Raw genomic sequence first — 19,988 nt, 5'->3', positions numbered from 1 at the left:
TTAATAGAGAAACCATGCGTGGTAAGCATAATATGCACTTTCTGCATAAGGAGGTGATTTCATTGCATGTAGATGTTGGAGAATTAATCAGAAAGTGCCGTAAGAAAGCAAAATTATCGCAGGAAGCATTTGCGGAACTAATGCATACTACGCAATCAACTATCAGTCGTATCGAGCAAAACATCATCGCTTGCGAAGTTAATTTTTTAGCCAGAACTGCCGCAATTACAAATTCACAGGACACAGTAGTAGCAGCGTTATTTAGTGCAGATGCAGCTATGCAGTTTTTACAGACAGTACCCATGTTTATAGGAGGGATTTTCAATTGGATTATATAAAGAAATTGGAGCTAGAGATAGCGGCAAAGAAAGCATGCATTGAGGATTTACAAGTAGCCATGGCATTTCATAAACAACACGGTACATACAACTTAGCAGCTGAATGCGCGTGGCGAATTAAAAAGGCCGAACATGCCATTAAACGTTTAGAAGTACAGCTACTAGATAACAAAAATTTTGGTGGCTTAATACAGGATTTAGCTCAGCAAGGCATTTTTTCAAGGACGGTGAAGAAGCTTGCTAATGAAAATATTTAATGCTAATAAGTGGGGGAAATTAACATTGCAAGAACGCTTAGTGTCAGTTGGGAAGTGGTGGTCAGCATGGTGAAATGGTTAGTGAATTATTTGTATATGCCAGATGACGGACGGGATCAAAAACATAAGGAGTTCTGTGTGAGATGCGGAATTGTCATGATTGCCATCGGAGTACCAGTCATTATGATTTGCTGGCAATAAAAAAGCTGCTTAATCGTTGGAGCGATTAAACAGCAGAACTATATTAGTCTCAATAATTATATCACAAAACTAGATGATTGCGAGTACAATACTCGCTCTCGTCAAGCAGTCTATAACCCGTTCCTCCCCTTGACGGATTGCTTTGCAGTTATAGGCTGCTTGATGGGATGCCATCAGGAAGTAGGTGATTGAAATGCGTATTGTTTTTTTCAAGCGTTTATCAGATCAAAAAGAATTTCGATTTTTACAAGTTAAGAACACAGGACTTGAAGGAATCGCTAAAGATGGTGAGGTTGTAACATTGAAATTTAATGAACGTTCAACTCTCTATTCACAGACCAGTACAAAATAAAAAACCACTGTTCGCACCAGTGGTCTAAGAAAATCATTTAAAAAAATAGTTACTTTATATTTTATGCCCTAGACTTTAAAAAATCAACTAGCTAGGAGGAAGATCATGCTTTTTTCCGAGAGTAATGTAAATATTTCGGCAGCCTTAGCTAAAGCATGGGCTACTATTCAAACACCAAAACATAACGCAAAAGTAAATGTTCGCACCAAAAATGGTGGTTCATATACGTTTGAATACACTGATCTCAATGGCATTTTGGATGCTGTCAGACCTATATTTGTTCAAAATCATTTATCCATCATTCAGAACAGCTATACAACTGTTGAAGGCAATTTAACAATGGCTTGTGTAGAAACCATATTCCTTCATGAATCAGGAGAGTATGTGAAATCTTATCCACTCAAATTTCCAGCAGCCAACAGCATGCAGGATTTTGGGGGACAAATCACTTACATGAAACGCTATAGCTTGTCAGCTATGTTAGGACTGGCTACAGAGAAGGATGACGATGCAAATGGAGCGAGCGGAAACGATTATCAATATATGAATCAAGCTCCTCCAAAACCACCAAATAACAATGGTCAGCCACAGCAGCAAAAAAATCAACCAAATCACACAGGTTTAAGGACTCAGGAACAGTTCAATGAAATAGCAAAATTGTTGAGTGAAGTTGCCACAGCATATGGTTCAGACCCTAACACTGTTTATAACGGTGCTATGCAGAGAAGCAAAATTCCTGATAAGAATTCTAATTTATTAACAATGAAAGAAGCAGATAGCTTAATTCAATATTTACGTGCTATCAAGATGCAAGTGGCCCAATGAATTCTGTACCACACAGAGTGTTGTTGCCACAATGGATTTTTGAACAGGCGGCAGGCGATGAAAAGGAATTATATCGCCTTGTACGCCGCTACATGTGGCAGAGCTACAAAGGCTACAAAATTATACGAATTGAGGGTAGCTTCGCCATTTGTGAACGAACTGATAGATTTTTATAGGAGGATCAGCTGATGGAGAGTAAAAACATCGTCAGAGTAGTCAAAAACAAAGATTATACAGTCATTAACAATACATCGCTTTATGATACGAAATTAAGTTGGAAAGCAAAAGCTATCCATGTCTTTATGCTCTCTAAACCTGATGATTGGACATTCCATAATAGTGAGCTTACACAGTGGGCAACGGATGGTGATACATCATTTGATACAGGTTTGAAAGAATTAAAGAAATACGGCTATGTCAAAAAGGAAAGGCGTCGTGGTAAAAACGGTAAATTTGAATGGGTCACGGTGGTATATGAAGTTCCACAGTTCGATGGAGAACAAAAGGACCAACTAGCGGAACAGCCATCACCTGAAAAACCATTAGTGGAAAATCACCCTATGGTAGAACCATACCATGAAAAACCATCCATGGAAAAACCACGAGTGGAAAAACCATTAGTGGAAAATCAAGGACTACTAAGTACTGATATACCAAGTACTGATTTACTAAGTACTAATAGATTAATTAATAATGATGATGATAAGGGGTCACCTGCATATGCAACACCACCAAAAAAGCAAACCGCTCCTTCAATCCAGAATGCATTTGCATTTTATGAGCGCAATCACTTTGGAGCATTGGGGTCTCTAATCATATTCAAAATTGACCAATGGATAAATGATTTGTCAGAGCCTTTGGTCATCCATGCGATGGAAAAGGCTGTGCTGAATGGAAAAACTAACTGGGGTTATGTAGAAACCATCTTAAAGGACTGGTTTAACAAGAGGCTTTTCACGGTTGAAGCGGTAGAAGCGGCTGACTTGCAGTGGAAGAATCAACAGATCCAAGCGAAACAGCAACGTAATCAGCCGCAAAAGTATTATCCGCCAAAAAATAGACGTGAAGAGGTTGTTCCAGGTTGGTTTAATAATCGTCATGACGCTGTTCCCAATGACGTAACCGAAACCGAATCAACATCAACCATGGATTTTGAAGCGGAGCGTCAAAAAATACTAGAAATGCTAGGGAAGGGGTAACGATATGAGCAGACATGAAGAACACATGAAAATGCGTGAACATTTTTCCAAGGCTGCACTAGCTAAGGGGACTTTTACTAGCGGCACAGACAAAGCACTGGTACAAGCAGTTACAAAGATGACGCATGAGGAAGTAGCAAGTCGCATTAACCAACTCATCAATGAGTACCAGTTCCCACTTACAGTGCTACAAGACGTACAGAAACGGTTAAGTGACAGCTACTGTCCACACTATGCAATGCAGCAACTTAGATACTTAGAAAACAACGTACATGCTGGCATCGCCACAAAAAGGGAGGATTCAAACAAATGATTAATCGTGTCGTATTAGTTGGCCGTCTTACAAAAGACCCTGAATTGCGTTACACACCTAACGGTATTGCATCATGTCGATTCACAGTAGCGGTTAACCGTACATTTGCTAATGAACAAGGAGAACGTGATGCTGATTTTATCAGTTGTGTTGCGTGGCGCAAGCAAGCTGAAAATCTAGCAAACTATCAGCGTAAAGGGGCTTTGATTGGTTTGGAGGGGCGTATCCAAACAGGAAGCTACGAGGGGCAAAATGGTCAAAAAGTGTATACCACTGACGTTGTTGCCGATAGTATTCAATTTTTAGAACCATCACGAAACGGTGGAGGAGGATCACAAAACACTCCTAATCAAAATCAACCAAATCAATATCCGCAACAACAGCCTCAATATGGCGGACAAGCATACGGAAATAATCAACCATCCTATGGTGGTGGACAACCACAACAACAGTTTGGAGGTACAATGCCTAGCCAAAACACTTTTGGGAACAGTGCTTATCAGCAAAATCATCCTCCTATGAACCAACCAAACAATACTCGAGTAGATGAAGATCCATTTGCAAATAATAGAGGGTTAATCGAGGTATCTGAGGATGATTTGCCATTTTAAAAATAGGGGGATTTCACCATGTTCAAAATGTTTAAAGCTATATTACGAACTGCTGGCAAAACGCCAGAGGATATTAAAAAAATGTATGATGGCTCCGTTGGTCCTGAACCTAGTGAGGAAGAAGTACAGGGATATATCGACGTCTATAGCAAACTAGATGGTATAGAGGTTGTTGTATACGATTGCAGTAAAACGGGTGTAGCCGACTATGGATTATACGTATGGCAAAAAGAGGATGACGAAAGAATTAGGGAATTATTTTACCAAGCAGAACAAGATCCTTACTTTGGCACTTATGTTAATGAGCGTGATGAATTTATTAAAGAGTGGGAAGCGGAAGAATATGAATTTGGTCCTTCTCCTACATTTAGAGCTGATGATGTAGAAATCATCGAAGAAATTCAGCTAAAGAGTACATCATGAGTCGTTGTAAAAGGTGTAACAGACCTTTAAAAAGCGGTGAATCCATAGTACGACAATATGGGTTTATATGCTGGCAAAGGCATTTGGATGACCTCGAGGAGGAATTTTTGAAAAATCAGCTCACCATATATGACGTGCTAGAAATGGAGAATCAAGAAGGAGTTGGGACTCAGGATGTTTCATAATCAATCAACTAAACAACGTACCAAATCAGTAACGCATGCGAACAGAGGAAAATTTTTGGAACGTATCATTGATATGGCCAATACAAAATATCGTAATGCGGGATTAGCGGATATTCGTAAAATACCGACACCTATCCAAGTGACAAAAGATAAAGGCCAGCAAGTTGAGGGACGGAAAGAAAAGCCTGAATGGGTGGACTATGCAGGTGTATGTAATGGACGAGCAGTAGTATTTGATGCAAAGGAAACGAAGGGGAAAAGCTTTCCACTCCAAAATTTACATGAGCATCAATATGAACTACTTCGCTCCTGGTATGAGAAAGAGGCCATAGCGTTTTTACTGGTTTATTTTAGTGAACTGGATAAATACTACCGTTTGCCGTTTCCACCTCTTCAAGCAGCTTGGACTGTAGCTAAAAACGGAGGACGTAAATCGATACCACTTGATACTTTTGAAAACCATGCAAGCGAAGTCGTATCAAAGGATGGGTACACATTGCATTATTTATTGCCATTTATCGAAAGCAGGTGGTGAGGATGCTACAAGGCAAATGCATTAATGCGAATGCTAGCACCAATTTAAAAGTGGGAGAGATTTACTATCTTTTCCCACATGGTGGCTTGGCATATGAAGTGAGTCGCTTTCCTCATGTTGGTTCCCATTTCGGAGCTTATCAAAAAAGCCAGTTTGAGTTGGTAGTGGCTGCTAAGCCTTTATCAACACCAGCTGTAAATAAATATCTGGCACGTGTGGTTAAGCCACCTTCACATTTTTATCGAGTATCAGAGGAATATGTTATCACTGAACCAAGTGAAAATGGTTATTACAGTGTTTTTTTCAAACACCGTCCAGATGGTCCTCCTATTGGAGCTTATAAAAATGCTGCTTATTTTGAGCGCATAGAACCCTTTAGAGCATCAGAAGCGGTTGTGGTGAACGATATACCTGAAATGGTGCAAAAATCGGTAGAAACGGTGGGTGATATGCCAGAAATAAAGGGGGCGCCTATCAAAAACCAAAAGTATGAGCAGTTGACCTTATTTTAGGAGTGATAGAAATGAATGAGCAATTAAGTTTTCGTGATGAATTGCGAAAACAAGAACTAGAACGTCCGTGGTTTTTACAAGCAAGTTCTGCACCAGTTGTCCGATTTGAAGGAAATAAGTCAGAGAGAAATCTACCAAAAGGAGCATTATGTTTTGTTAATGGGTGTAGATCAGGAGATTTTGATACCCATGTTTGGTCCAGAAGTAAAAGTTCATTTGTTGATTACCTAGATCTAGTACCCATGAAAGTAATTGACTTTACAGAGGAAGAATTAACAAGAAAATATCCAAAAAGGTGGGAGCATGTACGAATTATTTCAAATGCCACACTACAAGTCGTAGATGAAGGACTACTTACTGCCATTGGTCCACAATGGTGTAAGTTAACAGAGAAACTTCCTAAAGGTGGCTATGCCCCAAATCGGAAAGTGGATATGTTGACGAGTCATTTCGAAGGTTACCAACCCAAACGGCTATTAGTCTACAAAGATGAGGTAAAGGTGAGAACAAATGAAAGCAATCACAATTAAACAACCTTGGGCTACTCTTATTGCTTTGGGTGAGAAGCGGTTCGAGACACGCAGTTGGCAGACGAAATACCGTGGGCCTATTGCCATTCACGCTAGTAAAACAATGGATAAGGAATATTGCGAATATCTACCAATTAAGAGAGCACTTCAAAGACATGGAATTGAAAATGAAGATTTACCATTGGGTGTTGTCATTGCTACCGCACAATTAGTTGAATGTCATTTGATACCTAATGAGTTAAGTGATGCAAGCATTGACTTCGGAAAAAAATTAGAGGGTGATGAACTATACTTTGGTGATTTTATGGATGATCGTTACGCATGGGAGCTGAATACAGTGAAAGTTTTACTTGAGCCAGTGCCAGCTAAAGGACAATTGAGCTTGTGGAATTGGGATGATGGGAGCAAGTGAAAGATTTTATGCAGTAAGGGAGTTGGTAAATTTGGATTTCAAAATTATAAATGAACGTCAGATAATCTTACAATTAGCTATGCAAGAGGCGTATAAAAAGCGTGATGAATGCCAACGAGGTTTTGATAATTTGGACAATAAACTAAATACTATGACCGCTGATGGTTGTTCATTTACTGATAAAGATAAAGTTGTTGAATCTATGCTTTATTTTAAAGAATGTCGAGATGGCTGGCAAGAAACAATTGACCATATAAGACAATGGCAGGATGAATTAGACCAAGGGCAGGAGGATTGTTAGGTAAGAAGAAAGTGGTTAGTTGAAAGATATTGTAAGGGAGGGGGTTACACAATGGGCGTGCCACGAATTTTACATTACCCTGGTTCAAAATGGAGCTTAGCCGAGTGGATAGTAAGCCACATGCCAGAGCATTCAACATACTTAGAACCATACTTCGGATCTGGCGCTGTCCTTTTTAATGCAGAGTATGGTTACAAGCAGCAATCATTATTTTAACTGAACAATATGAGGAAAAAAGTTTGGTAGGAACATACCTGCCAAACTTTAAGGGTTAGTTAATTCGAGACTTTCTAAAATAAAACTTCGCCAGAATTGCTACAACTAAAACTATCCAAATTGGCTTATACGGTAAAACCAGTGCATTCCAAGTATTTGAAATGAAATTAGCCACACTTTCTATGAAAAACGCTAAATCAAACATAATTCTTCTACTTCCTTTTTAACCAAATTATAGCATATTAGTAGAGTTGAATTTCATAATAATTAGTTTTCCTGTAATTAAGAGAAAATATTATTAAAAAATTCTAAAATACAATCTTCAAGGGTTTCTCTATTTCTGTAAATAATGAATGAAACAATTGATAGTAAAAATAAAACAGAATTTATTATATGAGATGTAGTGCCTACAGTAAGGTCATATATCGGTTTACCAGCACTCATAAGTTCTTTTTCAAAAGAGTCTGAACCATTATGATTTTCAATAACATTAGTCATTTGTGGTATAGCTTCAGAAAAAGCAGCTTCAAATTTACTAGGAGTTACCCTTGAAAGACCATCGTCTTTTATCCAATTAAATCCAATCAATAATACTAAAAGTGCTAAAACAGTATACAGTAATCCTTTCACAAATATCATCCTCCTTGTTTTTCCTTTTTATACGAAAAATAGAGAATGAAAGTTTCAAAAATTTTTAAAATATAAAAAAGCCGCAATGTTTGCAGACGCTGCAGCTAGAATTGGTTACTGCTCTTTTATAAGTTCAGCCAGATAATTGATTATATCATAGGGGGCAAAACTATGACACAAAAGACATCTATAGAACAAATCAACACATCTGAAAACGGTGTATACATCGTACAAGATGGAATAATTACACCACTAAAACCAAAATCATTTGGACAAGATACCATCGTTTGGCACAATGGACAAGTACTTGATGTAGAGAGGGCTGAGCGTATACGTATTAAAAAAACAAAATAACCGTCCTTACGGAAAAACCGATGGACACTAATAGTTGTTGGCAATTATGTCAGCTCTATTAGTGTCCTTTTTATTTTTACATAGAATAGAAAGGAAGATGGTCATGTACTTTCCAGATTTAATTAATGAATATAAACAAACTCTTAAAGATTTAAAGGTAGCAGGTGGATGTCTAAGTATGGTGAAAGATATGCAAGAAGCTATTAAGTGGATGGAAACAGGCTATGATCCAGCAGAATATAGAGCCGCTACACGTACAGATGTTTATGTTATGGACCATCACTTAATGCAAGACCTTATTACGTATGTTGACAGTGTGAAAATGACCCCTGATGTGCTTGCAGAGGTAATTGACTATAGTTATGACAATTCTGCGGTTAAAGAAATTGAAAGAATGTTTAATGTTAAAGATACGGCTAATCAAGCTATGGCCGGTTTAACGGAAAATGAACGTACTGCTTTTATAATGATACGAGCCGAGCATATGACTTTTAGTAAGGTTGCTAAAATACTAGGTGTTAATCGTGGTACCGTACAAAATTATGTAAAGCGAGCAGAATCCAAAATTCAAAATAACATTAGTAAAGACAAACTTTTTTTATATGCTGTATAAAGTTTGTCGTACAAATGCCTATATAGTAGAGGAATAAATTACTCCTCCAGTGAGAACAATTGCATATTTGAAGATATTTTTATGTATTTAGTTATTTAAGTCATAGGTTCAATACCTCATTTCAGAGATATTGTACCGTTTATCCAATATCCATTTGCTGTATTACTTAAAGAAAATAAGAACAATGATTAAAGCCACTTGTATATCAAGTGTTACATTGATAATCATAATTATCACCTCTCTTTTCATTTATAGTATGCAGCACGTATCTCTCAGTGTGATTAAAAAGATTGACTTTTTTATCACAAACTTATATAAAAAAGAATTACTTTTATGTATTTTTTATAATAATTTTCCATGGAGGTGGTGGTGATTATGAGATATGGCTAGAGCAAGAGATCCAAGGCGTGACCAAGCATATGACATTTACAAAGCCCATAATGGTGATATAAAGCTTAAGGATATAGCAGAGCAACTAGGTGTATCCGAGGGAACTGTACGTGGGTGGAAAAACAAAGATAGCTGGGATGATCGTCTTGAAGCGGAATCGAATGGAACGTTCCAATCAAAACAGCCGAAAAATACGGAACGTTCCGTAAAAAAGAAAACGAAAAAAATGCAACGGAGCAAAGCGATCCCAGAAGCGGAATCGCAAGCAACTGTACAGTTTGAAATCGTCCCCAGTGACGGTCTCAACAGTCAACAGTTGCTTTTTTGTTTGTACTACACAAAGTATTGGAATGCCACGAAAGCATATCAAAAAGTATATGGATGTGACTACGCTTCAGCGATGAGCAATGGCTCTCGATTGATAAGAAATGATAAGGTTCGAAAGGAGATTCATCGATTGAAGGCAGAATTAGCAAACGGTATTATGCTGGATGCACGCCAGGTTTTACAAAAGTACATTGACATTGCATTTGCTGATATCACCGATTTTGTGGACTTCGGCATGCATGAAGTGGAGGAGCCTATGTTAGATGGCATGGGGGGCGTAATCTTAGATGAAGATGGAAACCCAAGAATGCAGACATACAAGGTAAATACAGTACACTTCCACGATGCCACAGAGGTTGACGGCACGATCATAACCGAAGTCAAAAAAGGCAAGGATGGCGTCAGTGTGAAGCTTGCTGATAAGATGGCAGCACTTGCAATGCTATCAAAGTACACAGATTTATTAAGTGATGAACAGCTAAAACGGTTACGTGAAGAAAAATTAAAAGTAGACATTGCAAAAGTACGATCTGAAACAAAAGGTGCTGGTGGTGGTAACACCACAGGTGTTGATCTAAGTAATTTAACACCAGAGGAGTTGAGAGCCATTGCTAATTCTAAGCGATGAGGAAATGAGCGCATTGGAAAACGAAGCGGACAAAGAACTAGCACGCCGCTTCTACCGTGATTATGTTGAATACGTACATCATGGCCATTATGAACATTATCAACATACCGAATTAATTTGTGATGTGCTCCAACGTGTGGCCGATGGTGAACAGTTATCCATATTAATAGAGATGCCACCACGACATGGTAAAAGTATGACGGTAACAGAATCGTTTCCGTCATTTTATTTGGGCAAAAATCCAGATAAGCGGGTAATTGCTGCTGCTTATTCAGATGGGTTAGCAACCAAGTTTGGTCGTTTAAATCGTAATAAGTTCAATGAGTTTTCGCATGATCTATTCAATGTGCAATTATCAGAGTCCAATGCAGCTACAAAGGATTGGGGAATCCAAGACAGACGAGGGGGCATGATTTCCACTGGTATAGGTGGATCTATCACAGGGCAAGGCGCAGATTTAATGATTATCGATGACCCAATCAAAAACATGAAAGAAGCTATGTCACAAACTATACGAGACAGCATTTGGGATGAATGGGAAGCCACTTTGTCTACACGATTACACGATGGTGCGTCTGTAATCGTTATCATGACCCGATGGCATGAGGATGATCTGATTGGCCGTTTACTTGCTCGTAGCCCTCGTAAGTGGGTACGATTGCGATTACCTGCTATTGCAGAAGATGAAAATGATTTGTTAAACCGTGAAATAGGTGAGCCATTATGTCCAGAGCTCGGTTTTGATGAGAAATGGGCTGAGGATAAAAAGGCAGAGGTTGGATCACGAACATGGGCGTCTCTTTATCAACAAAGACCCGCTCCTGCGGGTGGTAATATCTTTAAACGTGGCTGGGTTAAATTCTATGTGCGTGATGAGCAAATGAAGCGGGACTGGGGGTTAAGTGATGATGTCATTGTATTACCGATTCACTTTGACAAAATGGCTCAATCTTGGGATTGTACATTTAAGAAAACAGAAAGTAGTGACTTTGTTGCAGGCCAAGTATGGTCACGTAAAAAGGCGCAGTATTTCTTATTAGATCAGGACCACAAACGTATGAACTTCCCAGATACAGTTAAAGCCATTCGTGCAATGACTGACAAATGGCCAAAAGCTACAAGTAAATATATTGAGGATAAAGCTAATGGTTCTGCTGTCATAGATACATTAAAAGATGAAATTAGCGGTATTATTCCAGTTGATCCCGATGGTGGTAAGGAAGCACGTGCAAATGCGGTGTCTCCTTTATTTGAAGCGGGAAATGTATATTTCCCACACCCGAATATGTGTCCTTGGGTAAATGATGTCATTGAGGAAATGGTGAGCTTCCCTAACGGGGCTCATGATGACATGGTAGATGCGATGACACAAGCATTGAATCAATTGTATACGAACAATTCTAGCTTGTTAGATAGAACGAAAAAACTGTTAGGCATGGGTAGGTGATGAAGATTGAGTGTTCTTGAAGTAGCCAAACAGTACAAAGAGGATTTTATGCAAGGGCATGGAAAAGCGAATACTAAGGATAAGCTTACTCGTCAAGCACCTGGTATTCGTAGAAAGTTAACACATGCTGAAATATCCGCTTTATATGCTGATAATCCAATTGTACAAAACATTGTTGATATTCCAGCGGAGGATATGACAAGACATTGGTTCACACTTCGGATGAAGGATGAACAACTTGCTCGGGATATTATGGGGCGCTTAGCGGACCTTAAAGCAAAAGATGCATTAAAAAAAATGAGGATGTACGAACGTATGCGTGGAGATGGATTTATTTCCTTGGGTGTCACTCAGCGAAGTAAGTTTGAGTTAAATGATCCACTAAAGTTAGATAGTCTAATTTCTATAGATTATCTGCATCCATTCTCATCGATGAAAGTAAACGAGTTATTAATTAATGATGACGTGTTTGATAAGAACTATGGAAAATTGGAAAATTTGCGGATTAATCGTGCATCTAGGAGCGGTATACAAGCAGTAGAAACAGAATCACTTGTACATTATTCTCGTGTATTGCATGACCAAACGAGACGCTTGGAGGACGAGGAGCAGGGTATGTCCCTGTTGGAATCGCTATATGATGCTATTACGGTACTAGATACATCATTATGGTCCGTTGGTCAGATTTTACACGATTTCACATTCAAGGTGTATGAATCTGCTGACATAGATGACATGTCGAAAGAAGATAAAAAAGAGCTCTCGATGATACTGGACTTTATGTTTAGAACCGAGGCGCTCGCTCTTATCGCTAAGGGAGAGTCACTAACAAAGCAAACGACACCTGTATCTGGAATGAAAGACTTGCTCGACTTTGTATGGGAATATATATCCGCTTCTGCTCGAATGCCTAAAAGCGTCATAAAAGGACAAGAGGCAGGCACGCTTACAGGTGCACAGTACGATGTTATGAATTACTATGCACGTATTACTTCTGCACAGGAAAATGAAATGAAGCCGCTTCTTGAACATCTTATCCGAATGCTTTTATGGGCTGAAAAAGAACCAGGAGGCCGCATTGATCCAGGTACAGTTGAATGGGAAATTAAATTTAATCCACTTTGGTCCGTAGATTCTAAAACTGATGCAGAAATCCGTAAAATCGTTGCAGAAACTGACCAAATTTATGTCTCTAACGGTGTTATCGGTGCTGATGAAATTAGAGAGACCCGCTTTGGGCAGTTTGGTGTGTCTGATGACTTCAAATTTAGTGGTGATGATGCACAATGGCAGCGTCTGGCGAGCGAAGTATATAATGCATGGAAGGAAAATGGACAACATGGCTAAGCGTGTGCCACCTACTCGTTTTCCTGACGTTGTAGCTGCATCATATTTCCGCTCCATCGATAAATTAGTTCAAGAAGCGGGCAAGGCAACTCTTTCATTGTTTGATGCAGCTGTAAATGGTGAAATGCAGAAAGATAGCCGAGATTTTGTTCAAGATGGACCATTTGATTTTTTAAAAAAATTGACAAGTCATATCAAAAAAGCTGTTTCAATTGTGTTTTCACAGCGAAAGGTGAATATAGCTGCATCTTCTTTTATTAAGAATTTAAATCAAGTGAATAAAACGAATATGGAGCAGCAAGGAAGGGTACGAGGCATAGACCTAACATCTACCGAAGAATGGGTTGCTCCTTTCATGAAAGAGAATATCCAGAAAAATGTGGACTACATTACAAATATCCGTGATGAGTATACTCAAAAAATTGAATCTATTATTTATGATGGTATAAGGGATGGCAGTTGTTACAAATCAATTCGTGAGCAATTGGAAGAACAAATAGGAATGTCAAAAAGCCGCGCTAAATTTATTGCAGTAGACCAATCAGGCACATTATTTGGACAGATGACTGCTCAACGTCATCAGAATATGGGTGTTATGAAATTCAAATGGCGAACATCGAAGGATGAACGTGTCCGTGATTCTCATAAAATTCTTGAAGATAAGATATTTTCATACGATGATCCACCTTCTGTTGGGTTACCTGGTGAAGATTTTCATTGCCGATGTATTGCACTACCAGTTTTCGGGTAAAGGTTATAAAGAAAGAATGTTAAAGTAATTGGCACATCATTTATTTTGCTTTATTATTATAATGAAGAATTGTTTTATTAAACAAAGGAGCGATTTAATTGAAATTTAAAATTACCCTACAGAATGGTGATAAGGTTGAAGTATCAACTCCTGATTTTGAATCTGCTAGTGAATTTGCAGACCTTGTTGGAAGATTGGAATCAGGTAAATTTGTGATTATTGGAAAAAATGCAATTAGTAAAGATCATGTTGTAATGATTCAGGAGATTGATTGAAATTAAAGGGGAAAAGTTATGGAGAAGATTACTAAAACTAATTTAATTCTCTGTTTTATTATATTTGATCTAGTAGCTGTCCTTATTACCATAGCTACTTGGCGTGCAAAAGACTCTCAACAAATTATTAATGAGGTTTCGTTGTGGTCAGGATTAGCATCTATTGTTTTAGCTATTGTTGCTATAGGATTTGCCTTTCTTCAATCATATCAATCTACTAAACAAAGTATTGAAGTATCTGCTGCACTAGAAAAAATAAATGAAAAAGTAAAGGGAATTAGTGATATACAAAACCAGGTAAGTGAAATAAAAAATAATTTGACTCTTAATGCGACAATGGATAGCAAACCATCGTCTAATTTTACAATACATGGCGAAAATCAGAAATAGTGACTATTAACCTAGTAACAAAAACGCATCAATTTTAAGAGAAAATTGAATGGTACTTCATAAGAAGTGCCTTTTTATATTTGGTAAAAGGAGGTGAAAACTTGAAATTACAAAGATATGACAAGAGTTTAATATACGACTATGCAGAGACACCAGAAGGGTATTTAACGGTACGTGTGCCGATTACTCGTCCTGGTGTTTTTCCTTATGCACGTCAGGATGGTACAGTGCAAATGGAAGCTAAGTTGCCTGATGAAATCTTTAGTGATCGCACAATGCATTCAGCCCGCTCCAAACCCATTACAGATGAACATCCGAACGAACCAGTGACTTTGGACAACTACCAAACTTATGCCAAAGGAATGAGTCATACAGACGCCCACGTGGAAGATTTGAAGCTTTATGTAACCATGACTATCACAGACAAGAATCTAATTCAAAAGGTTTATGATGGCAAGCGAGAAATCAGCATCGGTTTTATGAGTGATGTCGTGGCAGAAGCGGGTACCTATAATGGGCAACCGTATGAATATGTACAGCGAAACATTGAGATTAATCACATTGCTATTGTAGATCAAGGACGAGCGGGTCCAGAGGTAGCAATCCGCTCCGATTCAGATGCGTGGCAAATAGATTCAGATGATAAAGGAGGAACTACTTTGGTTAAGTACAAGATTAATGGGAAAGAATACGAAATCGATCCAGCAGTAAAGGCTCATATTGAAAGCTTAGCAGCTTCAAAAGAGGATGAGGAAGAAGAGGAAGAGGACAAATCAAAAAATAACAAGAATAAAGCAGATACCTTGGATGTTTTACAAGGTCGTTTTGATGCTTTAGAAGTGAAATTACTTAATACTCAACAAGAGCTTGCTAAAGAAAAGGCAAAGCGTGTGTCAGAAGATGAACTTGAAAAAAAAGTGGAAGAACGAGTGCAGCTAATTAGCTCAACAAAGCCGCTTCTTGGTGATTCTTTTGATTTCACTGGCAAAACAGAACGTGAAATTAAAGAAGCGGTTATTACAACAACTAAACAAGATTTTAAAGGCGATGGGAAGTCAGATGACTATATCAACGCCTTTTTTGATGCAACAATTGAACAAGTCACTTCACAAGGATTTTCTTCTACTGGTGTTAATTCCATTATTACTGGCGATGCAAGACAAAATAAAGATGTAAATACAATGCGTGAACAGCGTTTAAACATGCGTTCTTAACTACTAATTAAAAGGAGGGCTATTTCATGCCTATTACAGAATACGGACAGTACATGCCACTAGCAGGCAGTCCAGGACAATTAGCAAACTATCAAGAGTATGCAGCAGACAGCTATCCAGCAAAAGAAATTATTCCATTTGGTGCGGCTGTTCAATTAAGCACAGATGGAACAGGGGTTGTGCCAGTAAAAACAGAGGGCAAACCGATTGGTATCGCATTATCACGTGGCATCCATGATTACACGGCAAATGCTGATGACCAAAAATATTTAGTTGGTCAACCAGTACCAGTAGTTAAGCGTGGCAATATCTTTGTTGTTGCGGGTGGCGATATTAAAAATGGCGTTGCGGTACAAGTGGATGCAACGACAGGTAAGTTTGTTGAAAGTGGTGGAATTGATTTTTCTCGTGCCGTATTCAGAGGAAATGCTACTGCTGATTCGTTAGTTCAAATTGAAATCAATTTACCTTAAAGGAGGAACATAATTTATGTCACAATTCCGTGAAGATGCACTATTACGCCCACAAGATTTAGAGGCAGTAGACAAGAAGATTTATGAGCCGAAAAAAGAAGAATTAAAGGCTCGTACCATTTTAAATGTCAAAACAGACGTACCAGCAGGTGCTGAAACTTATTCGTATGATGTCATGACACGTTCAGGAGCGGCTAAAATTTTAGCACCGGGAGCAACAGACATCCCACTAGTTGATGCCGATTTAACACGCCATACAGTCAATATTTATTCCATTGCTACAGCATTTAATCTATCCGTACAAGAAATTCGTAATGCACAAATGGCACGCCGCCCTGTTGAGGTAACAAAGGCTGATACAGCACGCAAAGCAATTGCGGAAAAAGAAAATAAACTCGTTTGGATGGGTGACAAAAACCACAATATTTTAGGTGTGGTCAATGCAACTGGTATTCAAGTGCTAGCAGTGTCAAATAATGAAGCGGGCACATCAACAAAATGGAAGGACAAAAAAGGTATCGATATTGTAGAGGACATCAAAAAGGCGAAAAACTTAATTAATAAGTTGCCTGGTCATGAAGCTGATACGCTTTTAGTAGCAGCTGAACAATATGAACATTTAGAAAAAGTCTACAATGAACATACAATGCAGACTTGTTTGCAGTACATTCAATCGCAAAATTGGTTCAAGCGTATTGACTATACATCCGATCTTAATGAACAAGGCACTGGGGGAACAGATTGCTTTTTAGTATTCGATTCTTCACCAGATGTTGTTGAAATGCTTGTATCGATGGACATTACACGTCATCCGCAGGAGTACAAGTTCCCAAATTATAAGATTCCATTAGAAGAACGTTGCGGTGGTGCCATTGTCCGTTATCCAATGGCAATCGTACGTGGGGAGGGTATTTAATGTTAGTACACAACAAAGGCAATTACACACGTATTGCAAATGATGTAAAGGTTATTCCAGGTGCAAATACATTACTAGAAGCTGAATATACAGCATTTGTTGCACATCCAATCATTAAAGGTTTGATTAAAAGTGGCGAAATTGTTGTGCCAGAAGGACAGAATGCCGCTTCTTTAAAGGATTTAGATGCAGATGAAGCAATTAAACTTGTAAAAGATACGTTTTCTATCGAATTTTTAGAAAAATTTAAAGAAGATGAGAAACGTAAAACGGTTTTATCAGCTATTGATGCTCAAATTGCTGAAATTCAAGGGAACTAATATGAAAGTGAGGTATGTATCATGCCTACTTTAACAACAATTGAACGTGTACGTTTGCTTGGTAGCGAATTTGACGCCATACCTGATGCAAGGTTAGAGATGTGTATTGAGGATGCTTCGTTAGAGGTGTCTTCTTTGTCTGTCCCAGAGATCTATCAAGAGCGTCTTGAACGCTATTTAGCTGCACACTTAGCCATTTTAAGTGTAACAAAAGGCCAAGCAGTAATTCGCGAGAAAGTTGACATTATTGAACGTCAATACAGCGATCCAAGCAAGTATATTGGACTTCTAGCTTCAAAATTTGGTCAAGAATATCAACGAATTCTAGTTGAGCTAGAGGAACAGTTAAAACCACAAAAGTCAATTAACTTGATGGTACTTTAAAATGGCGAGAATAGACGTTAGGGTTACAGATGCGAATAACATTAGTCGTTTGAGAGATGTGTTGAAAGAATTAAAAAACTACTCTGTCGAAGTTGGGATATTCGGTAGTGATGAATATGTTATGATTGCAAGCGTTCATGAGTTCGGAGCAACGATTCAACGAGGGAGGGGTTCCGTTTCCATTCCGGAACGTTCTTTCCTACGAACTACTTTTGACGAAAAAAATGAGGAATGGATAAGTTTTTTTAAAAGCCAGCTTAAGCACGTTCTTGCACTACAAATGGATGTACAAATGCTTTTTAATCGTTTAGGCGCTCGAATGGTTGGTGATATTCAAGAAAATATCACTGATTTAGATGCTCCGCCGAACGCTCCTGCTACTATTGCTAAAAAAGGTTCCAGCAATCCACTGATTGATACAGGAGGCTTGCGTATGCGAATAACTTATAGGGTGGTGCGTAAATAATGCCTGATTTAATGATTTTTAAAGAAGTTATTGAGCAAAATAGTGTTCCTTTCACTGCTTTAATAGATCAAGAGGGAAAATATATTAATGGGAAATGGGTTCCAGGTAAATCTAAAGAAGTTCCAATGACAGGTATTGTATTGCCACTGAATAATGATGATTTAAAGTACATTGAAAGTGGTTTGTATACAGTTAAAGAAAAGAAATTATACGTTGTAGAGCCTATTAAAATAGACACCAAAGTGAGTTATAAAGGTGCTACTTACACAATTCAGGCGTTTAAGGACCTGACTGAGTATACAGATGTTCACATATATCTCATGAGGCATAAAGAAAATGCACAAGGAGAGACCAATGTATAGATACGATGATATATGGATACCTACACAAAACGGACTCTCTAATTACACGAAAATCGAAGTAATTCAAGCGGAAGGAATGGGGAAACAACCTCCGTACCCCTTTTTCTCTATAAAAAGTATTTCACCTGCAATCAGTGTGGGGAATGTAACTGAATCAGTCGATGATAACCTAATGACTATTGAACAAGATATAGAGATTGTTTTATCAATCACATGTAATGCTGAGAAAATTGAAGATGCAGAGAATTACTCAAATAAGGCTAGAGGTTACTTTTTAGGTAAAGCCACAATTGATCTATCAGACGCAAACATCACAGTTGTTGAAGTGCTTAATGCAAACAACCGTGATGTTTTTTTAACGGTCGATTATGAACGTCGTGTAGGATTTGATGTTCGTTTGCGAGTAAGAGGTCGAGAAACATTTGAAATCGATGTAATTGAAAGTGTTGAATTGAAGGAGGAGATTTAATGCCATTACAAGACGTCACAGTAACGATTGACATTAGTAAGCCGTCATCGCTTACTGGATTAGGCACTGCGTTAATTTTAGTAAAAAAAGACGGAGCAAGTTCTTACAAAGAATTTGATGATTTAGAAGATATCAAAACAGCAATTAGTGAAGAATCAGATGGGTATAAAATCGCCAAACAAATTTTCAATCAGGGTGATAGTAGACCTGACAAAGTTGCTATCGCGACTTATAACCCTTCAGCAGAGCCCCCTGTCACAGCTGTCTCTGTACTAGAAAACTATTTTTATAATGATTGGTATTTCGTGATGTTAGATACAGGAGCAGTTACAGACTATAAAGAAATTAGCGATTTAGTTGAGGAAAAAGAATTAAAGATTGCTACTCATATCGTTGATAGTGCAACCGATTTAGAAGCATTAAAAGTAGGTAAGTATGATCGTACATTTGTTATTCAACACAATAAAATTTCTGAGTTTCTTCATGCTGCTCTTATTGGACAAGTTGGTTCAAAACCTGTTGGTTCTGTAACTTGGAAGTTTAAAACTTTAAAATTTGCCACACCTCAAGATCTTACTCCTGTTCAACTAGATGAAATCCATCGTAACGGAGGCATTGCATATGTCACTAAGGCTGGTATAGATCAAACGTCAGAAGGCAAGGTAATCAGTGGGGAATATATCGATGTCATGCATGGTAAGGATTGGGTGAAAATTAATATTGAACAGCAGGTACAACGCTTGTTTGCAACAAATCCTAAAATTGCCTATTCAGACAGTGGTATTGCACAAATAGAGGGTGCCGTCCGCACAGTGTTAGAAGTGGCGGGTCAGAATGGTATTATTGCCACAGATGAAGCTAATCAGTATTTATATACAATCAATACTAAAAAAAGAACAGAAGTTTCAGCGTCAGATCGTGCAGCTCGTAAATATGATGGTTTGTCATTTAGTTTCGAACTAGAAGGAGCCATTCATGAAGCGAAAATCAAAGGTGAAATTTCTGCATAAGGAGGTTCTTAG

33 protein-coding genes and 1 pseudogene are annotated in these 19,988 nt (G+C 38.2%); 33 read left to right on the top strand and 1 reads right to left on the bottom strand.

The genetic code is table 11. The features are described from left to right. Positions 1–62 precede the first annotated feature (62 nt). The 16 genes and pseudogenes from NV349_RS12030 to NV349_RS11955 all read left to right on the top strand — a co-directional run. Positions 63–338, top strand: coding sequence for a helix-turn-helix domain-containing protein (locus NV349_RS12030; RefSeq protein ID WP_271910030.1), 276 nt, complete (start codon positions 63–65; stop codon positions 336–338). Continuing rightward, positions 326–595: a hypothetical protein gene (locus NV349_RS12025; protein ID WP_271910029.1), complete on the top strand. Its 270-nt coding sequence runs from the start codon at positions 326–328 to the stop codon at positions 593–595. The genes NV349_RS12030 and NV349_RS12025 overlap by 13 nt, the downstream gene beginning before the upstream one ends. A 66-nt stretch (positions 596–661) precedes the next feature. Beyond that, positions 662–796: a hypothetical protein gene (locus tag NV349_RS12020; protein WP_271910028.1), complete on the top strand. Its 135-nt coding sequence runs from the start codon at positions 662–664 to the stop codon at positions 794–796. 193 nt (positions 797–989) lie between these two features. Next, positions 990–1,148 carry a hypothetical protein gene (locus NV349_RS12015; RefSeq protein WP_271910027.1) on the top strand — a complete coding sequence of 53 codons (159 nt, stop codon included), beginning with the start codon at positions 990–992 and terminating at the stop codon, positions 1,146–1,148. Between the two features lie 105 nt (positions 1,149–1,253). Beyond that, positions 1,254–1,973, top strand: a complete 720-nt coding sequence (locus NV349_RS12010) for an ERF family protein (protein ID WP_271910026.1) — start codon at positions 1,254–1,256, stop codon at positions 1,971–1,973. Continuing rightward, on the top strand, positions 1,970–2,149 hold the full coding sequence (locus NV349_RS12005) for a hypothetical protein (RefSeq protein ID WP_271910025.1): 180 nt from the start codon (positions 1,970–1,972) through the stop codon (positions 2,147–2,149). Before NV349_RS12010 ends, NV349_RS12005 begins: the two co-directional genes overlap by 4 nt. Positions 2,150–2,161: 12 nt before the next feature. Beyond that, positions 2,162–3,172 (top strand): DnaD domain-containing protein, encoded by a 1,011-nt coding sequence (locus tag NV349_RS12000; RefSeq protein WP_271910023.1) that lies wholly within the window; start codon positions 2,162–2,164, stop codon positions 3,170–3,172. Between the two features lie 4 nt (positions 3,173–3,176). After that, the gene (locus NV349_RS11995) at positions 3,177–3,485 is read left to right on the top strand and encodes a DUF6877 family protein (protein ID WP_271910022.1); all 309 of its coding nucleotides are present in this window, start codon (positions 3,177–3,179) and stop codon (positions 3,483–3,485) included. Further along, positions 3,482–4,096: a single-stranded DNA-binding protein gene (gene ssb, locus NV349_RS11990; protein WP_271910020.1), complete on the top strand. Its 615-nt coding sequence runs from the start codon at positions 3,482–3,484 to the stop codon at positions 4,094–4,096. Before NV349_RS11995 ends, ssb begins: the two co-directional genes overlap by 4 nt. A gap of 18 nt (positions 4,097–4,114) precedes the next feature. Continuing rightward, the gene (locus tag NV349_RS11985) at positions 4,115–4,519 is read left to right on the top strand and encodes a hypothetical protein (RefSeq protein WP_271910019.1); all 405 of its coding nucleotides are present in this window, start codon (positions 4,115–4,117) and stop codon (positions 4,517–4,519) included. Between the two features lie 174 nt (positions 4,520–4,693). Then, positions 4,694–5,239, top strand: coding sequence for a Holliday junction resolvase RecU (locus NV349_RS11980; protein ID WP_271910018.1), 546 nt, complete (start codon positions 4,694–4,696; stop codon positions 5,237–5,239). A 2-nt stretch (positions 5,240–5,241) separates the two neighbouring features. Further along, complete coding sequence (locus NV349_RS11975) at positions 5,242–5,751, top strand: hypothetical protein (RefSeq protein WP_271910017.1); 510 nt, start codon at positions 5,242–5,244, stop codon at positions 5,749–5,751. 11 nt (positions 5,752–5,762) lie between these two features. Further along, positions 5,763–6,281: a hypothetical protein gene (locus NV349_RS11970; protein ID WP_271910016.1), complete on the top strand. Its 519-nt coding sequence runs from the start codon at positions 5,763–5,765 to the stop codon at positions 6,279–6,281. Further along, the gene (locus NV349_RS11965) at positions 6,262–6,693 is read left to right on the top strand and encodes an ASCH domain-containing protein (protein WP_271910014.1); all 432 of its coding nucleotides are present in this window, start codon (positions 6,262–6,264) and stop codon (positions 6,691–6,693) included. Before NV349_RS11970 ends, NV349_RS11965 begins: the two co-directional genes overlap by 20 nt. Continuing rightward, the gene (locus NV349_RS11960) at positions 6,677–6,994 is read left to right on the top strand and encodes a hypothetical protein (RefSeq protein WP_271910012.1); all 318 of its coding nucleotides are present in this window, start codon (positions 6,677–6,679) and stop codon (positions 6,992–6,994) included. The genes NV349_RS11965 and NV349_RS11960 overlap by 17 nt, the downstream gene beginning before the upstream one ends. Before the next feature lie 51 nt (positions 6,995–7,045). Then, positions 7,046–7,180 (top strand): annotated as a pseudogene (locus tag NV349_RS11955) (DNA adenine methylase); the annotation flags it as partial. Between the two features lie 312 nt (positions 7,181–7,492). Here the strand turns inward: NV349_RS11955 and NV349_RS11950 are convergent. Next, entirely contained in the window at positions 7,493–7,840 is a 348-nt protein-coding gene (locus tag NV349_RS11950; protein ID WP_271910010.1) for a hypothetical protein, read from the bottom strand. A gap of 171 nt (positions 7,841–8,011) precedes the next feature. Here NV349_RS11950 and NV349_RS11945 point away from each other — a divergent pair, with 171 nt between their 5' ends. The 17 genes from NV349_RS11945 (at position 8,012) to NV349_RS11865 (ending at position 19,976) form a co-directional block, all read left to right on the top strand. Next, complete coding sequence (locus NV349_RS11945; RefSeq protein WP_271910009.1) at positions 8,012–8,194, top strand: DUF3954 domain-containing protein; 183 nt, start codon at positions 8,012–8,014, stop codon at positions 8,192–8,194. Between the two features lie 103 nt (positions 8,195–8,297). Then, on the top strand, positions 8,298–8,807 hold the full coding sequence (locus NV349_RS11940; RefSeq protein WP_271910008.1) for a sigma factor-like helix-turn-helix DNA-binding protein: 510 nt from the start codon (positions 8,298–8,300) through the stop codon (positions 8,805–8,807). 382 nt (positions 8,808–9,189) lie between these two features. Further along, positions 9,190–10,152, top strand: a complete 963-nt coding sequence (locus NV349_RS11935; RefSeq protein WP_271910007.1) for a terminase small subunit — start codon at positions 9,190–9,192, stop codon at positions 10,150–10,152. After that, positions 10,139–11,599, top strand: coding sequence for a phage terminase large subunit (terL, locus tag NV349_RS11930; RefSeq protein WP_442916450.1), 1,461 nt, complete (start codon positions 10,139–10,141; stop codon positions 11,597–11,599). The genes NV349_RS11935 and terL overlap by 14 nt, the downstream gene beginning before the upstream one ends. A gap of 6 nt (positions 11,600–11,605) precedes the next feature. Further along, positions 11,606–12,946 carry a DUF1073 domain-containing protein gene (locus NV349_RS11925; protein ID WP_271910006.1) on the top strand — a complete coding sequence of 447 codons (1,341 nt, stop codon included), beginning with the start codon at positions 11,606–11,608 and terminating at the stop codon, positions 12,944–12,946. Next, positions 12,939–13,697 carry a minor capsid protein gene (locus tag NV349_RS11920; protein WP_271910005.1) on the top strand — a complete coding sequence of 253 codons (759 nt, stop codon included), beginning with the start codon at positions 12,939–12,941 and terminating at the stop codon, positions 13,695–13,697. The genes NV349_RS11925 and NV349_RS11920 overlap by 8 nt, the downstream gene beginning before the upstream one ends. Positions 13,698–13,795: 98 nt before the next feature. Continuing rightward, entirely contained in the window at positions 13,796–13,972 is a 177-nt protein-coding gene (locus NV349_RS11915) for a hypothetical protein (RefSeq protein WP_271910004.1), read from the top strand. A gap of 18 nt (positions 13,973–13,990) precedes the next feature. Next, entirely contained in the window at positions 13,991–14,362 is a 372-nt protein-coding gene (locus tag NV349_RS11910) for a hypothetical protein (protein ID WP_271910003.1), read from the top strand. Between the two features lie 101 nt (positions 14,363–14,463). Next, positions 14,464–15,576, top strand: coding sequence for a DUF2213 domain-containing protein (locus tag NV349_RS11905; RefSeq protein WP_271910001.1), 1,113 nt, complete (start codon positions 14,464–14,466; stop codon positions 15,574–15,576). A 26-nt stretch (positions 15,577–15,602) separates the two neighbouring features. Next, positions 15,603–16,049, top strand: coding sequence for a structural cement protein Gp24 (locus NV349_RS11900; protein WP_271910000.1), 447 nt, complete (start codon positions 15,603–15,605; stop codon positions 16,047–16,049). Between the two features lie 16 nt (positions 16,050–16,065). Beyond that, positions 16,066–16,965 carry a DUF2184 domain-containing protein gene (locus NV349_RS11895; RefSeq protein ID WP_271909998.1) on the top strand — a complete coding sequence of 300 codons (900 nt, stop codon included), beginning with the start codon at positions 16,066–16,068 and terminating at the stop codon, positions 16,963–16,965. After that, positions 16,965–17,285, top strand: coding sequence for a hypothetical protein (locus NV349_RS11890; protein ID WP_271909997.1), 321 nt, complete (start codon positions 16,965–16,967; stop codon positions 17,283–17,285). The genes NV349_RS11895 and NV349_RS11890 overlap by 1 nt, the downstream gene beginning before the upstream one ends. 21 nt (positions 17,286–17,306) lie before the next feature. Next, positions 17,307–17,669: a DUF4054 domain-containing protein gene (locus NV349_RS11885; protein WP_271909996.1), complete on the top strand. Its 363-nt coding sequence runs from the start codon at positions 17,307–17,309 to the stop codon at positions 17,667–17,669. 1 nt (position 17,670) lies between these two features. After that, on the top strand, positions 17,671–18,135 hold the full coding sequence (locus NV349_RS11880) for a phage virion morphogenesis protein (RefSeq protein WP_271909995.1): 465 nt from the start codon (positions 17,671–17,673) through the stop codon (positions 18,133–18,135). Further along, the gene (locus NV349_RS11875; RefSeq protein ID WP_271909993.1) at positions 18,135–18,497 is read left to right on the top strand and encodes a hypothetical protein; all 363 of its coding nucleotides are present in this window, start codon (positions 18,135–18,137) and stop codon (positions 18,495–18,497) included. The genes NV349_RS11880 and NV349_RS11875 overlap by 1 nt, the downstream gene beginning before the upstream one ends. After that, positions 18,490–18,966 (top strand): phage neck terminator protein, encoded by a 477-nt coding sequence (locus tag NV349_RS11870; protein ID WP_271909992.1) that lies wholly within the window; start codon positions 18,490–18,492, stop codon positions 18,964–18,966. The genes NV349_RS11875 and NV349_RS11870 overlap by 8 nt, the downstream gene beginning before the upstream one ends. Beyond that, positions 18,966–19,976: a DUF3383 family protein gene (locus NV349_RS11865; RefSeq protein WP_271909990.1), complete on the top strand. Its 1,011-nt coding sequence runs from the start codon at positions 18,966–18,968 to the stop codon at positions 19,974–19,976. Before NV349_RS11870 ends, NV349_RS11865 begins: the two co-directional genes overlap by 1 nt. The last annotated feature ends 12 nt before the right edge of the window (positions 19,977–19,988 follow it).

Origin of the sequence: Lysinibacillus sp. OF-1 (assembly GCF_028356935.1) — a bacterium.
Lineage (GTDB): Bacteria > Bacillota > Bacilli > Bacillales_A > Planococcaceae > Lysinibacillus > Lysinibacillus fusiformis_D.
Note: the sequence above shows the minus strand (reverse complement) of the source record. Positions and strands in the feature narration are given on the sequence as shown.

Excerpts from the sequence above, each read along its gene's own strand:
- NV349_RS11895 (WP_271909998.1), top strand. The coding sequence starts at position 16,066 with ATGTCACAATTCCGTGAAGATGCACTATTACGCCCACAAGATTTAGAG.
- NV349_RS11870 (WP_271909992.1), top strand. The coding sequence starts at position 18,490 with ATGTATAGATACGATGATATATGGATACCTACACAAAACGGACTCTCT.
- NV349_RS11875 (WP_271909993.1), top strand. The coding sequence starts at position 18,135 with ATGCCTGATTTAATGATTTTTAAAGAAGTTATTGAGCAAAATAGTGTT.
- NV349_RS11935 (WP_271910007.1), top strand. The coding sequence starts at position 9,190 with ATGGCTAGAGCAAGAGATCCAAGGCGTGACCAAGCATATGACATTTAC.
- ssb (WP_271910020.1), top strand. The coding sequence starts at position 3,482 with ATGATTAATCGTGTCGTATTAGTTGGCCGTCTTACAAAAGACCCTGAA.
- NV349_RS11890 (WP_271909997.1), top strand. The coding sequence starts at position 16,965 with ATGTTAGTACACAACAAAGGCAATTACACACGTATTGCAAATGATGTA.
- NV349_RS12015 (WP_271910027.1), top strand. The coding sequence starts at position 990 with ATGCGTATTGTTTTTTTCAAGCGTTTATCAGATCAAAAAGAATTTCGA.
- NV349_RS11945 (WP_271910009.1), top strand. The coding sequence starts at position 8,012 with ATGACACAAAAGACATCTATAGAACAAATCAACACATCTGAAAACGGT.
- NV349_RS12020 (WP_271910028.1), top strand. The coding sequence starts at position 662 with ATGGTGAAATGGTTAGTGAATTATTTGTATATGCCAGATGACGGACGG.
- NV349_RS11940 (WP_271910008.1), top strand. The coding sequence starts at position 8,298 with ATGTACTTTCCAGATTTAATTAATGAATATAAACAAACTCTTAAAGAT.
- NV349_RS12005 (WP_271910025.1), top strand. The coding sequence starts at position 1,970 with ATGAATTCTGTACCACACAGAGTGTTGTTGCCACAATGGATTTTTGAA.
- NV349_RS11985 (WP_271910019.1), top strand. The coding sequence starts at position 4,115 with ATGTTCAAAATGTTTAAAGCTATATTACGAACTGCTGGCAAAACGCCA.
- NV349_RS11980 (WP_271910018.1), top strand. The coding sequence starts at position 4,694 with ATGTTTCATAATCAATCAACTAAACAACGTACCAAATCAGTAACGCAT.
- NV349_RS12000 (WP_271910023.1), top strand. The coding sequence starts at position 2,162 with ATGGAGAGTAAAAACATCGTCAGAGTAGTCAAAAACAAAGATTATACA.
- NV349_RS11880 (WP_271909995.1), top strand. The coding sequence starts at position 17,671 with ATGGCGAGAATAGACGTTAGGGTTACAGATGCGAATAACATTAGTCGT.
- NV349_RS11995 (WP_271910022.1), top strand. The coding sequence starts at position 3,177 with ATGAGCAGACATGAAGAACACATGAAAATGCGTGAACATTTTTCCAAG.
- NV349_RS11975 (WP_271910017.1), top strand. The coding sequence starts at position 5,242 with ATGCTACAAGGCAAATGCATTAATGCGAATGCTAGCACCAATTTAAAA.
- NV349_RS11965 (WP_271910014.1), top strand. The coding sequence starts at position 6,262 with ATGAAAGCAATCACAATTAAACAACCTTGGGCTACTCTTATTGCTTTG.
- NV349_RS12010 (WP_271910026.1), top strand. The coding sequence starts at position 1,254 with ATGCTTTTTTCCGAGAGTAATGTAAATATTTCGGCAGCCTTAGCTAAA.
- NV349_RS11900 (WP_271910000.1), top strand. The coding sequence starts at position 15,603 with ATGCCTATTACAGAATACGGACAGTACATGCCACTAGCAGGCAGTCCA.
- NV349_RS11865 (WP_271909990.1), top strand. The coding sequence starts at position 18,966 with ATGCCATTACAAGACGTCACAGTAACGATTGACATTAGTAAGCCGTCA.
- NV349_RS11910 (WP_271910003.1), top strand. The coding sequence starts at position 13,991 with ATGGAGAAGATTACTAAAACTAATTTAATTCTCTGTTTTATTATATTT.
- NV349_RS11920 (WP_271910005.1), top strand. The coding sequence starts at position 12,939 with ATGGCTAAGCGTGTGCCACCTACTCGTTTTCCTGACGTTGTAGCTGCA.
- NV349_RS11885 (WP_271909996.1), top strand. The coding sequence starts at position 17,307 with ATGCCTACTTTAACAACAATTGAACGTGTACGTTTGCTTGGTAGCGAA.
- NV349_RS11970 (WP_271910016.1), top strand. The coding sequence starts at position 5,763 with ATGAATGAGCAATTAAGTTTTCGTGATGAATTGCGAAAACAAGAACTA.
- NV349_RS11960 (WP_271910012.1), top strand. The coding sequence starts at position 6,677 with ATGATGGGAGCAAGTGAAAGATTTTATGCAGTAAGGGAGTTGGTAAAT.